Origin of the sequence: Belnapia sp. F-4-1 (assembly GCF_000802185.1) — a bacterium.
GTDB lineage: Bacteria > Pseudomonadota > Alphaproteobacteria > Acetobacterales > Acetobacteraceae > Belnapia.
The window spans coordinates 3,155,948-3,169,764 of record NZ_KN676113.1 but is presented as its reverse complement, the minus strand read 5'-3'; the positions used below and the strand labels follow the sequence as shown (position 1 = coordinate 3,169,764).

Below are 13,817 nucleotides of genomic sequence, written 5' to 3'. Positions count from 1 at the left end.
GACCCGGGCCGGCCTGCCCTACCCAATGATAAATCATGATAGCGACTCGCTTTTCCGTCGGCCTCCATATCCTCACCATCGTCGCCAGCGATCCCCCGGGCGGGGCAACCAGCCTGCGCCTCGCGGCCAGCATCGGCACCAACCCCGTGGTGGTGCGGCGCATCGCCGGGCAGCTCTCGCGGGCCGGGCTCATCACCGTGCAACGCGGGCCGGGCGGCGCGATGCTCACCAGGCCGCCGGAGGCGATCAGCCTCAAGGATGTTTGGCGGGCCATCCACCCGGCGCCGGAGGCGATGCTGCGCGTGCACCGGCGGGGCCCGCAGGCCTGCCCGCTCGGCCAGCGCATCCCGCCGCTGCTGCGGCGCCGCTTCGACCAGGCGGAAGCGGCGATGCTGGCCGATCTCGACCGGACCAGCTTGGCCGAGCTGGTGCAGGCAGCACGGCAGGAGACGGCCGAGGCGGCGGATTAGCGTCAGCCGAGCAGCGCGTCGATCGCCTGGGCCAGGCGGAGGTCGCGGGCGGAGAGGCCGCCGGCGTCGTGGGTGGTCAGCAGGATCTCCACCCGGTTCCAGACATTCAGCCATTCCGGATGATGGTCCTGCGCCTCGGCCAGCAGGGCGACGCGGGCCATGAACCCCCAGGCTTCGGAGAAGTCGCGGAAGCGGAATTCGCGGCGGATGGCGTCCCGGCCCGCCACCGGTTGCCAGGCGGGCAGCGTGGCGGACAGGGCGGCACGGGCGGCGGCATCGAGCGGTTCGACCATGGATGTCATCTCCTGGCGGCTTGACCTGGGGGCGGCATGAGCTTCCGCTAGGGGGATGCGCCACAACACCCCGCCAAGCCTCGAGGATATCCTGGAGCTGGCCGAGCAGGCCCTCGCCGCCATGCCCGCCGTGCTGCGCGAGCAGGTGCGCGGCACGGCGATCATCGTCGAGGACATGCCGGATGACGAGACGCTGGAGGAGATGGGGATCGAGGAGCCCTGGGAGCTCACCGGCCTCTACCGCGGCGTGCCGCTGACGCAAAAGAGCGTGCTCGATACGCCGCGGGAGCCGGACACGATCCTGCTCTACCGCGAGCCGATCCTGCTGGAATGGATCGAGACGGGGGAGGACCTGTTCGGGCTGGTGCGGAACGTGCTGATCCATGAGATCGGGCACCATTTCGGCCTGTCAGATGCCGATATCGACCGGCTGGAGAAGGAGAATTAGGGCCTGATCGCCGAGGCGGGGACGGCAGCGCCAAGGGCCGCGGAGGCGGCGACGCGGGAGGCGATGCCGTTCGGGACGCAGCCGCCCCATAGGGCTGCCCGTGCCGGCCGGCTTGGTGGGAAGGTGGGCCGGCGCCGCCATGGAGGATGCGCCGGCCGGGCCCTCAGTGATGGGCCGGCCCGCGGGCGCCGGCGGCGCCGACATGCAGCATCACCTGCGTCTCGCCCGCCCGCTCGAAGCGGAGGGTGAGCGGGACGTCGCTGCCCGCGGCCAGCGGCTGCGCCAGGCCGATCAGCATGACGTGGAAGCCGCCGGGCCGGAGGGTGACGGTGGCGCCGGGCGGAATGGGGATGCCGCCTTCGGCCTGTCGCATGCGCATCACCTCGCCATCGCGGACATGGGTGTGCAGCTCGACGCTGCGGGCGATGGACGAGGCGGCGGAAAGCAGGCGGTCGGGCTGGGTGCCGGCGTTGCGGATGGTGAGGAAGCCGGCGCCGGTGCCGTTCGCCCCGGCGGCGCGGGACCAGGGCTCGGTCACCTGGATGTCGCCGATGGTGACGGCCTCATGCGCGAGGGCCGGGAGGGGGGCGAGGCAGGCCAGGGCCAGCAGGCTGCGGCGAAGGATGGGCATGGGGTTCTCCTGAATCCGGTATGGCGTGAAGGGGGATCAGGAGAGCCAGGGCGGCGCGCGGGCGCCGCCGGGCGGGCCGTAGCGGACGCGCGGGATCGAAGCCGGGAAGGCGGTGGCGACCGGCCTGCCGATGAGGCTCCATGACGGGTCCGGCAAGGGCGGCGGGTCGAGCGCGGCGCCGGCCGGCAAGGCATGGCAGGCTAGGCAATCGGCAAGATGCGGCAGGGCGGCAGGGCCGCCGCCGGCCGCGCCGGTGCCATCGGCCTTGCAGAAGGCAAGGGGCAGGCCGCGGCCGGCCGTCGCCAGACCATGCGCCGGGGCGAGGATCGCCTGCAGCAGCAGGGCGGCGATCAGCAGGAAGGACGGCCGGCGTGTCACCGGCCGGACCCTAGACGGGGCCGCAAGGAAAGTCGATGCGGGTGCGCCCCCCTGCCCCGCCTCAGGCGGCGAGGGCGTATTCGACCTCGGGCACGTAGAAGGCCTGCTCCTTGCCGAGCAGGCTGGAATAGAGGGTGAAGCTCTCGACCGGGACGGGCGGGGCGCGGAACAGGTTATGCGCCTGGACGAACTGGATCAGCTTGTCCGGCGCGGCGCGGTCGGTGCGGGCCAGGGTGACATGCGGAGCGAAGCGCTTGCGCTCGGGCTCGAGGCCGACGCGCTGCAGGGCGGTCTCGACCTTGGCCTGGAGGAAGGCCAGCGCCTCGGTCTTCTCGACGCCGACCCAGAGGGCGCTAATGCGGCCGGCCTTTTCAAAGGTGCCCAAGCCCCGGAGCGAGAGTTCGAAGGGGCGGGCGCGGATATTGGCGAGGGCATCGTCCACGTCCTGGGCCTGCCAGGACTCGACCTCCCCGATGAAGCGGAGGGTGAGGTGGTAGTTCTCCGGCGGCACCCAGCGGGCGCCGGGGATGCCGCCCGAGAGCTCCGCGAGCTGGTCCTTGATGGCGGGCGGCAGGGCCAGGGCGACGAAGAGGCGGATCATCGGGGACACTCCTTCAGGCAGGGGTGACTCGGTCCAGCAGGGTCTCGACCGCGGGCAGGATGCGGGCAACCAATCGCTCTACGCCGCGGGGGTTGGGGTGGATGCCGTCCGCCTGGTTCAGCGCGGCGTCACAGGCGATGCCTTCGAGGAAGAAGGGGTCGAAAACGAGGCCGGGCCGCTCGCGCGCCAGGTCGTGGAAGACCGCCTGGAACTCCCGGCCATACTCGGCGCCAAGGTTGGGTGGGGCGAGCATGCCGGAGAGCAGCACCGGGATGCGGCGGGCGGCCAGGCGGTCGAGGATGGCGGCGAGGTTGCGGCGGGTCTCGGCGGGGGGCAGACCGCGCAGCCCGTCATTGCCGCCAAGCTCGACGATCGCGGCCTGCGGGTTGTCGGCGAGGGCCCAGTCGAGCCGGGCGAGGCCGCCGGCCGTGGTGTCGCCGGAGACGCCGCCATCGATCACGCGCACCTCGCGGCCGCGGGCCTGAAGCGCCGCCTGGAGGCGCGGGACGAAGCCCTCGCCGGGGGGCAGCCCGTAGCCGGCGGTCAGGCTGTCGCCGAGGGCGAGGAGGCGGACCGGACCGGCCGCCCTGGCCGGCGTCGCGCCCATCCGTAATACTCCGATACCCGATAGCGCTAGGCCGATGGCACTTCTGCGCCCATATCGGCTGGCATCCCGGAACCCGCATGGCACCATGGACACCATCGCAAGCCACTCCCGCTCCCTGACCGGCGACAAATCGGACGAATCGCTCATTGCCGCCAGGGGCCTCGCCTTCAAGGTGGCGGGGGCGGCCGGTGCGGTCAACATTCTCCGCGGGGTCGATCTCAGCATCGGGAAGGGCGAGGTGGTGGGGCTGGTCGGTCCCTCCGGTTCGGGGAAGACCTCGCTGCTGATGCTGCTGGCGGGGCTGGAGCGGCCGACTTCCGGCAGCCTCATCGTCGCCGGGCGCGAGCCGGGGCGGATGGACGAGGATGCGCTGGCGCGCTTCCGGCGGGAAACCATCGGGATCGTGTTCCAGGCCTTCCACCTGATCCCGACCATGACGGCGCTCGAGAATGTCGCGGTGCCGCTGGAATTCGCCGGGCGGCGGGATGCCTTCGCCCGCGCGACCGAGGCCCTGCAGAATGTCGGGCTCGGGCACCGGCTGGGGCATTACCCGGGCGAGCTGTCGGGCGGCGAGCAGCAGCGGGTGGCGCTGGCGCGGGCGACGGTCGCCGAGCCGCCGCTGCTGCTGGCCGATGAGCCCACCGGCAATCTCGACCGTGGAACGGGCGCTCAGGTGATGGAGCTGCTGTTCGGGCTGCGCGCGCGGCTCGGCACGACGCTGCTGCTCATCACCCATGACCCGGTGCTGGCCGGGCGCTGCGACCGGGTGCTCCGGATGGAAGACGGGCTGATCCAGCCGGGCTGAACGGAGCCGGGCCGAATGCGTTCGGGCGGCGAACGGAGAAGGAGGGACTGATGCGCGTGTTGATGCTGGTGCTGGCGGCGGTCTCGCTGTCCGGCTGTGGGCTGGTGGCACTGCCCTTCCGGGTGACGGGGGATGTGATCTCCGTCGTGCCGGTGGTGGGCAAGCCGCTCGGGGCGCCGATCCATGCCGTGGGCGATGTGATCGACTAGGATCCCCAAGACGCTGCTTCGAGGTGTGAAGGTCGAGGAGGGCAGCGCCTTCCTCGACCGCAGTCCCTACAGGCCCGCGCCGCGGCGGCGCTCGATCTCCCGCCAGCGGGCGACGTTGCGGTTGTGCTCCTCCAGCGTCCGGGCGAAGGCATGGCCGCCGCTGCCATCGGCGACGAAGTAGAGGTCCTCCGTCGCGGCAGGGCGGGTCACGGCGCGCAGGGCGGCGACGCCCGGCGCGGCGATGGGAGCGGGCGGCAGGCCCCTTACCTTGTAGGTGTTGAAGGGGTGGTCTCGGTCGAGGTCGGCGCGGCTCAGCGGACGGTCGAGCGGGGCGCCGTCGGCGGCGGCATAGGCGACCGTCGGGTCCGATTGCAGGGGCATCCCCGCGCGGAGGCGGTTGAGGAAGACGGCGGCGACGCGCGGCCGCTCCTCCGGCACCGAGGTTTCGCGCTCGACGATGCTGGCGAGGACCAGCGCCTCGCGCGGCGTCGCAAGCGGCAGGTTGCCGGCGCGGGCGGACCAGGCTTCGGCCAGCGCCTGGAGCATGGCGGATTCAGCACGGCGGAGCAGGCCGGAGCGGTCGTCGCCCCAGTTGTAGGCGTATGTTTCCGGAAGGACGGTGCCCTCGGCGAAGGCGGGAGGTTCGCCGGTGAGGCCCTCGGTGCGGGCAAGGAGGGCGGCGATCTGGCGGGCGGTGAGGCCCTCGGGGATCGTCACCCGGCGCTGCGCCGGGCGGGCATGGCGCAGGATGTCGAGCACCTGCGCCATCGAGGCGCCGGGGGGAAAGGCGAATTCGGCGGCGCGCAGCGGACCATCGCCCCGCGTCGCCAGGGTGGCGAGGGTGAAAAGACGGGGCTCCTCGATCACCCCGGCGCGGCGGAGGGCGGCGGCGATGGCCTCCGTCCCGCCGCGGGGGATGACAAGCTGGGCCTGTTCAACCAGCGGGCCGGGGGACTGGAAGCGATGCCAGGCCCAGCCCGCGCCGGCCGCGGCAAGGAGAACCAGGGCGACGAAAGCCGCCCCGGCAATGCGGAGAAAGCGCCTCAGGGCGCCGCGCGGAAGACGATGCTGGCGTTGGTGCCGCCGAAGCCGAAGCTGTTCGACAGCGCCACCTCGATCTTCCGCTCCTGCGCCACCTTGGCGACCCGGTCGATCGGGCTCTCCTTCGACGCCTTCTCGAGGTTCAGCGTCGGCGGGGCGATGCCGTCGCGGATAGCGAGGATGGAGAAGATGCCCTCCACCGCGCCGGCCGCGCCGAGCAGGTGGCCGATGGCGGACTTGGTCGAGGACATCGCCAGGCCGCGGGCGTCGTCGCCCCACAGGCGCTCCACCGCGCCGAGCTCGAGGTCGTCGCCGAGCGGCGTCGAGGTGCCGTGGGCATTGACGTACTGCACCTCGGCCGGGGCGACGCCGGCGCTCCGCAGCGCGGCGCGCATGGAGCGGAAGGCCCCGTCGCCGGTATCCGACGGGGCGGTGATGTGGTGGGCGTCGCCCGACATGCCGTAGCCGATGACCTCGGCATAGATCTTCGCGCCGCGCTTCTTCGCGTGCTCGTACTCCTCGAGCACGACGACGCCGGCGCCCTCGCCCATGACGAAGCCGTCGCGGCCCTCGTCCCAGGGGCGGGAGGCCTCGGCCGGGTTGTCGTTGTAGGCGGTGGAGAGGGCGCGGGAGGCGCAGAAGCCGGCCATGCCGATCTCGCTGACCGCGGCCTCGGCGCCGCCGGCGACCATGACATCGGCATCGCCGAAGGCGATCAGCCGGGCGGCGTCGCCGAGGGCGTGCACGCCGGTGGCGCAGGCCGTCACCACCGCATGGTTCGGGCCCTTGAAGCCGTAGCGGATGGAGACATGGCCGGAGGCGAGGTTGATCAGCGCGCTCGGGATGAAGAAGGGCGAGACGCGCTTCCCCTTGCCCTGGGCGATGAGCTGGGAGCTTTCGTAGATGGTGGTGAGGCCGCCGATGCCGGAGCCGATCATCACGCCGGTGGCGCAACGGCCTTCCTCATCCTCCGGCATCCAGCCGGAATCCTCGACCGCTTCCACCGCCGCCACGAGGGCGAGCTGGATGAAGCGGTCCATCTTCTTCTGATCCTTGACCGAGATCCATTCGGCGAGGTCGAGCCCGCCTTCGGCCTTGGTGCCGACGGGAACCTGGCCGGCGACCTTGGCCGGCAGGTCTTTCACGTCGAAGGACTGGATGGCGGCGATGCCGCTCTGCCCCTCGACGAGGCGCTTCCAAACCCGCTCGACGCCGAGGCCGAGCGGGCTGGCGATGCCCATGCCGGTGACGACAACGCGCCGCGGCGCGGCAGCCTGTGCGAACACGCTACACCCTCTTCCCAGTCTCGGTCGTGGCGGAGAAGGGCCTCAGCCCTTCTGGCCGTCGATATAGGCGATGGCGTCCTTCACCGTGGTGATCTTCTCGGCCGCATCGTCCGGGATCTCCACGCCGAAGGCCTCCTCGAAGGCCATCACCAGCTCGACGGTGTCGAGGCTGTCGGCGCCCAGGTCGTCGATGAAGGAGGCGTCCTCGGTCACCTTGGCCTCGTCCACGCCGAGGTGCTCGACGACAATCTTCTTAACCTTCTCGGCGGTCTCGCTCATCGCGTGCCAGTCTCCAAATCAACAGTCATGCCCCCGGCGTCGACCAGCCCATGCCCGGAATCGCGGCGTGCCGCACGGAGGCGGGGGGTGGTTAACGCGGAACCCGGACGGGGCGTAGGCGGTGTTGGCGGCGCTGGCAAGTCCCTTTGGTGGCTTCGGCGTGACCTGCGCGGATGACGCGGCGCAGCATCAACGCGGCGGGGCAGCCAGCTGGGCGAGGCGGGCGACGCCCATCATCGCCTCGATCGCGGCCGAGGGCGAGACGAGGCAGGCGAGGCCGGCGGCGACCGCCAGATGCAGGTCGGCACCCTGGGCGAACACGGCAAAGGGGGCGGCGAGCGCGGCGGCGCCGAGCAGCCACCAGGGCCCGTCGGGCCAGGGCCCGACCAGGGAGTCCGGCGGAAGTCGGGGCGGAGTGAGACGCACCATCGCTGCCTCGGCTGCTGCGGCTGAAGCGGGCCAGGCAGTCTCGGGTTGCGCGGGCGATGGCGCAACAAAAAGCGATGGGCCGGACCATGGATGCCGGAGGCCGGGACGGACGGGCCTCCCGTGCCCGCGGCTACTGGCGCCGGGAGGCGTTGCGGGGTTTAGTCGGTCCACAAGCAAGAACGGGCCCCTCGCAGGCCCAGGAGGAAGCGGCATGTCGGTCTTTCGCCGGGCGTTCCTGATCGGCAGCGGCGCGGCCGCGCTCGCGCCCGCCCCGTTGCGCGCGCAGCCGGGCCGGCCGATCCGCTTCGTTGTCGGCTTCCCGCCGGGCGGGTCGGGCGACCTCGTGGCGCGGGTGCTCGGCGAGGCGGTCGGGCGGGAGCTGGGCCAGGCGGTCGTCGTCGACAACCGGCCCGGCGCGGGCAGCAACATCGCCACCGAATACGTGGCCCGCAGCGAGCCGGATGGCACATCCGTGCTGATCGGCGGCAATTTCAGCCACGCGGTCAACCCGGCCCTCTACCGCCGCGTGCCCTTCGACCCCGTCGCCGATTTCACACCGATCACCGAGATCGCCGACTACCCGACGATCATCACCGTTTCGCCCGCGACCGGCATCACCTCCCTGCGCGGGTTGATCGAGCGGGCGCGGGCCGAGCCGGGGCGCCTGGCCTATGCCACGCCGGGCAACGGCACCCCGTCGCACCTCGCAGGCGCCATGCTGGAGAAGGTGGCGGGCATCGAGTTGACCCATGTGCCCTTCCGCGGCGGAGCGCCGGCGCTGCAGGCGGTGCTGGCCGGCGACGTGCCGCTCACCATCGGCACCCCGCCGGTGGTGCTGCCCTTCATCCGTACCGGGCAGCTAAGGGGGCTGTCGCTCACCACCCGCCGCGCCTTCCCGGTCATCCCCGAGGTGATCGGCACGGAGGAGGCCGGCCTGCCGCAGCTCGACATCGGAGGCTGGTGGGGGATGTGGGGGCCGGCGCGCCTGCCGGCGCCGGTGGTGACGCGCCTCCACGAGGCGACGCTCCGGGCGCTGGGCCAGCAGGGCGTCGTGGCGAAGCTGGCCGGCGAGGGGTTGCAGGTCGTGACCTCGCCCTCGCCCGAGGAATTCGGCGCCTTCATCCGGCGCGAGATCCCCTTCTGGACCGGGGTCGTCAAGGCGGCGGGGGCGGTGGTCGACTAGGGAGCCCCCTGCCCCGGTCAGATCATCGCCATGCCGCCATTGACGTGGAGGGTCTGGCCGGTGACCCAGGCGGCCTCGGCGCTGGCGAGGTAGACGACGGCGGCGCCGATGTCCTCGGGCGTGCCCATGCGGCCGGCGGGGATGCGCTCCATGAGCTTGGTCCGCGCTGCTTCGGGCAGGGCGTCGGTCATCGCTGTCTTGACGAAGCCGGGGGCGACGACGTTCACCGTCACGCCGCGCGTCGCCACCTCCTGCGCCAGCGACTTGCTCATGCCGATCAGCCCGGCCTTGGCGGCGGCGTAGTTCGCTTGGCCGGGATTGCCGGTGACGCCGACGATCGAGGCGATGGAGACGATGCGCCCGTGCCGGCGCTTCATCATCCCGCGCAGCGCGGCGCGGGCGAGGCGGAAGGGGGCGGTAAGGTCCACCTCCAGCACTGCGGCCCAGTCGGCGTCGCCCATGCGCAGCGCCAGCATGTCGCGGGTGAAGCCGGCATTGTTCACCAGGATGTCGAGGCTGCCGAAGGTGCCCTCCACCTGCTCCACCAGCGCGGCCGGTGCGGCGGGGTCGGCGAGGTCGGCGGGAGCGACGAGCACGCCCTCCCCGCCCAGCTCGGCGGCCAGGGCCTCCAGCTCGGCGGCTCGGCGGCCGGTGAGTGCCAGCTTCGCGCCGCGGGCATGGAGGGCGCGGGCGGTGGCGGCACCGATGCCGCCCGTGGCGCCGGTGACGAGGGCGGTGCGGCCGGTCAGGTCGAACATGCTGGGGTTCCCGTCATGGGTTGAGGCCGCGGGCGGCCGGGTCGAGGGGGGGGGGCGGCACCGGCCTCGCCGATGCCGCCCAGCGCGAAACACCGGCCGATCCGGGTCCGGGTCGCTGGCGGGGGTCTTCCGCCGGCCATGGGAGGCGTTGCGCCGTCGGTAGCCTTCGACCTCCCTGCGGAGGGTGCTGCTGCGGTGCCAGTTCCCGTCCACAAGGGTGGGAGGCCTCGGGCGCTTGCGTGACCCACGGCTGAACATGCCGCCCTGGCTGCGTGATCGAGCTCCACGTGATCGGGGCGGCAAAGGTTCAGAGAGTCTTGAGAAAGGCCTCGACCTCGGCCGGGGTGCCGATGGCGCTGGCCGTGGCGTCGGGCGCATTGCGCTTCATCAGGCCGGTCAGAACCTTGCCGGCGCCAAGCTCGACGAAGCGGTCGCAACCCATCGCCGCCATGCTGGCGACGCAGTCGCGCCAGCGGACGGTGGCCGTCACCTGCTCGACCAGCAGGCGGCGGACCTCGACTGGGTCGGTTGCCTTGGCGGCGGTGACATTGGCGATGACAGGCACGAGCGGCGCCTGGATCGCGGCTTCGGCCAGGGCCTCCGCCATGGCGTCGGCGGCGGGGGCCATCAGCGCGCAATGGAACGGGGCGGAGACGGGCAGCGGCAGGGCGCGCTTGATACCGTGGGACGGCGCGGCGGCGATGGCGCGCTCGACGGCGGCTTTGGCGCCGGAGATGACGACCTGGCCGCCGCCATTGTCGTTGGCGATCTGGACCACCTCCTCCTGGCCGGTTTCGGGGTCGGCCTTGGCGGCGTCGCAGATCGCCTGGGCCTGGGCGAGTTCGGCGCCGAGCAGCGCGGCCATGGCGCCGGTGCCAGGCGGGGTCGCCTTCTGCATCGCCTCGCCGCGGAGGCGGAGCAGGCGGGCCGCGGTCGGGAGGTCGAAGGCGCGGGCGGCGGTGAGTGCGCTGTACTCGCCAAGGGAATGGCCGGCGACGAGGGCGACGCGGGCGGGAAGCTCGAAGCCCCCCTCCCCTTCCAGCACGCGGAGCACGGCGACGGAATGGGCCATCAGCGCGGGCTGGGCATTGGCGGTGAGGGTGAGCTCCTCCGCCGGGCCCTCGAACATCAGGCGGGAAAGGTGCTGCTTCAGCGCCTCGTCCACTTCCTGGAAGACCTCGCGGGCGACGGGGAAGGCGGCGGCGAGGTCGCGGCCCATGCCGGGGGCCTGGCTGCCCTGGCCAGGGAAGACGAAGGCCATTGCCATGGACGGTTTCCTCGGAGCGTGCGCGGTTGGCGGCGGGGCCTACCGGCCTGTCACACGCCTGTCAATCACCGGAGGGACTGCCTCAGGGCGAAGCGGTGACGCCACGGGCAACGCCCTGCGCCACCGGCGGGAGCTGGGAGGTCAGGGCATTCTGCGCCGCCTGGGCGGGGCCGGACTGCGCCGGGGCTTGCGGAGCGGGGTCGGCCGCGGCCTCGGCGGGTGGGGCGGGCGGTGGCGGGACGACGACCGGCGGGGGTGGCGCGGGCGGCAGGGCGGCCTCGCCGCCGGGAGGGGGCGTGGCGGCCGCCGGCCGGGGCTGCGGGGTGGCGGTGGCCGCCGCCGCGGCGGCGGCAGCCGGGGTGGCGGGCGGCTCGGTGGTGTAGTCGGGGACGATGCGGGCCTGGTTGCCGGCGATGACCAGCACGCGCTGGCCGACGACCAGCGGCGTCTGGTCGCGCTGCGTCACCGAGATCAACTCGTTCTTGCCGGTGGTGCGGACGACGTATTCAAAGGCCTTGGTGTCGCCCGCCACATGCTCGGCAGTGGTGCCGATGAGGCCGCCGAGCAGCGCGCCACCGACGCCGCCGAGTGCCGAGCCGAGGCCGCCGCCCGGTGCCTGGGCGCCGAGCACGCCGCCGGCGGCGGCACCGGTGGCGGCGCCGGTGCTGCCCTCGGCGGTGACGCTCACTTCGCGCCGGCCGACCACCATCCCCTGCTCCACCTTGTTCGCCTGCTGGACGGCGCGCGTGGCGTAGGTGTCCGGCGAGTAGTCGGCACCGCAGGCGGCGAGCAGCAGCAGGAGAAAGGGCGGAAAATGTCGCAAGGGCGGGCCACCGTTCCGGGTTGGAGGGATTTGCGGCGCTGCATAGTGCGGATGGGGGGTGTTTGTCATCCCGTGCCGCGATGGCCTAGGCTCGGCGCCGGGGAGCAAGGCCGGGCCGCACGCCACGTTGGGGGCAAAGAGCCATGGATATCCGCCTGAACCGTCGCACCGTGCTGGCCGGGGCGGCCGGCCTCGCCATGCCGCGGCTCGCCGCCGCGCAAGGGTCGCGGGTGCTGAAATTCATCCCGCAGATCGACCTGGCCTTCCTCGATCCGCACTGGACCACGGCCTATGTCACGCGCGGCCATGGGCACATGGTCTTCGACACGCTCTATGGGCAGGACGGCAGCTTCAAGGCCTCGCCGCAGATGGTGGAGGGGCATGTCGTCGCGGATGACGGGAAGCTCTGGACGCTGACGCTGCGGCCGGGGCTCCTTTGGCATGACGGGGAGCGGGTGCTGGCGCGGGACTGCGTCGCCAGCATCCGGCGCTGGGCGAAGCGGGATGCGCTGGGCGGGGCGCTGATGGCGGCGACCGAGGAGCTGTCGGCGCCGGATGACCGCACCATTCGCTTCCGCCTGTCGCGGCCCTTCCCGCTGCTGCCGGAGGCGCTGGGCAAGGTCAGTTCGCCGATGCCGGCGATGATGCCGGAGCGGCTGGCGAATACCGACCCGTTCAAGCAGGTGACGGAGATGGTGGGCAGCGGGCCCTTCCGCTTCATCGCCGACGAGCGCGTCGCGGGCTCGCGCAACGTCTATGCGAAATTCGAGAAGTATGTCCCCCGCGAGGGGCAGCGGGCGAGCTGGAATGCGGGACCGAAGGTGGTGCATCTCGACCGCGTCGAGTGGACCACCATCCCCGATGCGGCGACCAAGGTGGCGGCGATCCAGCGAGCCGAGCAGGACTGGTGGGAGAACCCGACGCATGACCTGATGCCGCTGCTGCGGCGGGACCGGCGCATCCGAATCGAGGTGACGAACGCGACGGGCACGGTCTGCATGATGCGGCCCAACCACCTGCAGCCGCCCTTCGACAAGCCGCAGGCGCGGCAGGCCCTGCTGCATGCCTTCGACCAGACCGCTTTCATGCAGGCGATCGTCGGCGAGGATGCGGCGATGTACCATGTGCCGCACGGCATCTTCTGCCCCGGCACGCCGATGGCAAGCGAGGCCGGGCTCGACCCGCTGCAGGGGCCGCGCGACTACGAGAAGGCGCGCCGGCTGCTGGCGGAGGCAGGGTATGGCGGCGAGACGGTCGCCCTGCTGGTGGCCGCCGACTACACCCACCTCAAGGCGATCGGCGAGGTGATGGCGGACGCGATGGGCAAGATCGGCCTGAAGGTCGACTACATCGCCACCGACTGGGGGACCATGCTGCAGCGGCGGAACAACCGCGGGCCCGTCGCGCAGGGCGGGTGGAGCTGCCTCAACACCAGCTGGGAGGGGGCGGACCACATGGACCCGGCGAGCCACTATGCCATCCGCGGCAATGGCGCCGAGACCGGGGCCTGGCCGGGCTGGAGCGTCAGCGAGCGGCTTGAACAGCTGCGGGACGCCTGGTTCGCGGCGCCGGACCTGGCGGGGCAGCAGGCGGCCTGCCGGGAGATGCAGGTGCAGGCGATGCGGGACGTCCCCAGCGTGCCGCTCGGGCAGTACATTCAGCCGACGGCCTACCGGGCCAACATCACCGGCGTCGCCAAGGGGTTTCCGACCTTCTGGGGGGTGCAGAAGGGGTAGGTGGCCTCTCGCCCGCTGTCCGTGGCCCTCGGTCGGGGGCCGGCTATCCGGGCATGGGCGGGGTGTGACGCTGGCGGCGGCGCTGGCTGATAGGACGATGCGGCGGAGGGCAGGTCCAGGCTCCGCCGCAAAGCGGCCGCATGCCGGCTGACCGAAGGCGGCTCCCCCATGCGGCGCCTTCCCCAGACCCTGCACGACGCCAAGCCGCAACCCCCCGCATCCCAGCTAGAAACATTGCCGACCCGGGACGGGAAGGGTTGCAGAGCTGTAAGCTTATGATAATGAGAGGCATTCGCAGGCATCGTTCAGGTTAAGGATTGGCACCGTTGAGTCGACATCACCGCAAGGCCGTTCCGGGCCGGCTCGTTCAGCCTGCGGGCAGATTGCAGCATCCTGGGGAAATCCCCGCTCCTGGCCTGAAGGCCTGTGCCCCGACAGCGTTCGTCGCCACCACGATGCTCTCCTGCGGCCTCCTGCTCGCGCCGGCGGCCCAGGCCCAGCAGGCACCGTCCGCGGACCCTTCCAGCCCCGCCGTACTGCCGGCCACCCCGGCCGACTCGTCATCGGTCAGGT

At 72.2% G+C, this 13,817-nt stretch carries 18 protein-coding genes; 6 read left to right on the top strand and 12 right to left on the bottom strand.

From position 1 onward, the window contains the following. The first annotated feature begins 35 nt into the window (after positions 1–35). A complete protein-coding gene (locus tag LH62_RS14880; RefSeq protein ID WP_043362513.1) occupies positions 36–470 on the top strand; it encodes an Rrf2 family transcriptional regulator in 435 nt (144 codons plus the stop codon). A 2-nt stretch (positions 471–472) separates the two neighbouring features. Here the strand turns inward: LH62_RS14880 and LH62_RS14875 are convergent, their stop codons facing one another. Then, entirely contained in the window at positions 473–763 is a 291-nt protein-coding gene (locus LH62_RS14875) for a 4a-hydroxytetrahydrobiopterin dehydratase (RefSeq protein ID WP_043362510.1), read from the bottom strand. Between the two features lie 55 nt (positions 764–818). On the opposite strand from LH62_RS14875, the gene LH62_RS14870 reads away from it, so the two are divergent. Next, on the top strand, positions 819–1,211 hold the full coding sequence (locus LH62_RS14870; protein ID WP_043362507.1) for a metallopeptidase family protein: 393 nt from the start codon (positions 819–821) through the stop codon (positions 1,209–1,211). A 163-nt stretch (positions 1,212–1,374) separates the two neighbouring features. Here the strand turns inward: LH62_RS14870 and LH62_RS14865 are convergent, their stop codons facing one another. The 4 genes from LH62_RS14865 to LH62_RS14850 form a co-directional block, all read right to left on the bottom strand. Continuing rightward, entirely contained in the window at positions 1,375–1,842 is a 468-nt protein-coding gene (locus LH62_RS14865) for a copper chaperone PCu(A)C (protein WP_043362504.1), read from the bottom strand. Positions 1,843–1,878: 36 nt separating this feature from the next. Further along, positions 1,879–2,220: a hypothetical protein gene (locus LH62_RS14860; protein WP_043362501.1), complete on the bottom strand. Its 342-nt coding sequence runs from the start codon at positions 2,218–2,220 to the stop codon at positions 1,879–1,881. Between the two features lie 61 nt (positions 2,221–2,281). Next, complete coding sequence (gene thpR / locus LH62_RS14855) at positions 2,282–2,821, bottom strand: RNA 2',3'-cyclic phosphodiesterase (RefSeq protein ID WP_144404497.1); 540 nt, start codon at positions 2,819–2,821, stop codon at positions 2,282–2,284. Between the two features lie 13 nt (positions 2,822–2,834). Continuing rightward, positions 2,835–3,428, bottom strand: a complete 594-nt coding sequence (locus LH62_RS14850; RefSeq protein ID WP_236552555.1) for an arylesterase — start codon at positions 3,426–3,428, stop codon at positions 2,835–2,837. Positions 3,429–3,513: 85 nt separating this feature from the next. Here LH62_RS14850 and LH62_RS14845 point away from each other — a divergent pair, with 85 nt between their 5' ends. Further along, complete coding sequence (locus tag LH62_RS14845; protein ID WP_052214509.1) at positions 3,514–4,233, top strand: ABC transporter ATP-binding protein; 720 nt, start codon at positions 3,514–3,516, stop codon at positions 4,231–4,233. 50 nt (positions 4,234–4,283) lie between these two features. Further along, complete coding sequence (locus LH62_RS30350) at positions 4,284–4,442, top strand: DUF6726 family protein (protein ID WP_201445506.1); 159 nt, start codon at positions 4,284–4,286, stop codon at positions 4,440–4,442. Between the two features lie 66 nt (positions 4,443–4,508). Here the strand turns inward: LH62_RS30350 and mltG are convergent, their stop codons facing one another. The 4 genes from mltG to LH62_RS14825 all read right to left on the bottom strand — a co-directional run bounded on the left by mltG (position 4,509) and on the right by LH62_RS14825 (position 7,477). After that, the gene (gene mltG, locus LH62_RS14840) at positions 4,509–5,447 is read right to left on the bottom strand and encodes an endolytic transglycosylase MltG (RefSeq protein WP_369796826.1); all 939 of its coding nucleotides are present in this window, start codon (positions 5,445–5,447) and stop codon (positions 4,509–4,511) included. Positions 5,448–5,485: 38 nt separating this feature from the next. After that, entirely contained in the window at positions 5,486–6,769 is a 1,284-nt protein-coding gene (gene fabF / locus LH62_RS14835; RefSeq protein ID WP_043362499.1) for a beta-ketoacyl-ACP synthase II, read from the bottom strand. 42 nt (positions 6,770–6,811) lie between these two features. Beyond that, entirely contained in the window at positions 6,812–7,048 is a 237-nt protein-coding gene (locus LH62_RS14830) for an acyl carrier protein (protein WP_043338033.1), read from the bottom strand. 189 nt (positions 7,049–7,237) lie between these two features. Beyond that, the gene (locus LH62_RS14825) at positions 7,238–7,477 is read right to left on the bottom strand and encodes a hypothetical protein (protein ID WP_043362497.1); all 240 of its coding nucleotides are present in this window, start codon (positions 7,475–7,477) and stop codon (positions 7,238–7,240) included. A 211-nt stretch (positions 7,478–7,688) separates the two neighbouring features. On the opposite strand from LH62_RS14825, the gene LH62_RS14820 reads away from it, so the two are divergent. Then, positions 7,689–8,660 carry a tripartite tricarboxylate transporter substrate binding protein gene (locus LH62_RS14820; protein WP_043362494.1) on the top strand — a complete coding sequence of 324 codons (972 nt, stop codon included), beginning with the start codon at positions 7,689–7,691 and terminating at the stop codon, positions 8,658–8,660. A 17-nt stretch (positions 8,661–8,677) separates the two neighbouring features. On the opposite strand, the gene fabG is transcribed toward LH62_RS14820, so the two are convergent. The 3 genes from fabG to LH62_RS14805 form a co-directional block, all read right to left on the bottom strand. Continuing rightward, positions 8,678–9,418, bottom strand: a complete 741-nt coding sequence (gene fabG / locus LH62_RS14815; protein ID WP_043362491.1) for a 3-oxoacyl-[acyl-carrier-protein] reductase — start codon at positions 9,416–9,418, stop codon at positions 8,678–8,680. 307 nt (positions 9,419–9,725) lie between these two features. Further along, positions 9,726–10,685, bottom strand: a complete 960-nt coding sequence (gene fabD, locus LH62_RS14810) for an ACP S-malonyltransferase (RefSeq protein WP_043362489.1) — start codon at positions 10,683–10,685, stop codon at positions 9,726–9,728. A gap of 82 nt (positions 10,686–10,767) precedes the next feature. After that, complete coding sequence (locus tag LH62_RS14805; RefSeq protein WP_201445505.1) at positions 10,768–11,508, bottom strand: hypothetical protein; 741 nt, start codon at positions 11,506–11,508, stop codon at positions 10,768–10,770. Positions 11,509–11,651: 143 nt separating this feature from the next. On the opposite strand from LH62_RS14805, the gene LH62_RS14800 reads away from it, so the two are divergent. After that, the gene (locus tag LH62_RS14800) at positions 11,652–13,244 is read left to right on the top strand and encodes an ABC transporter substrate-binding protein (protein ID WP_144404495.1); all 1,593 of its coding nucleotides are present in this window, start codon (positions 11,652–11,654) and stop codon (positions 13,242–13,244) included. Positions 13,245–13,817: the final 573 nt, after the last annotated feature.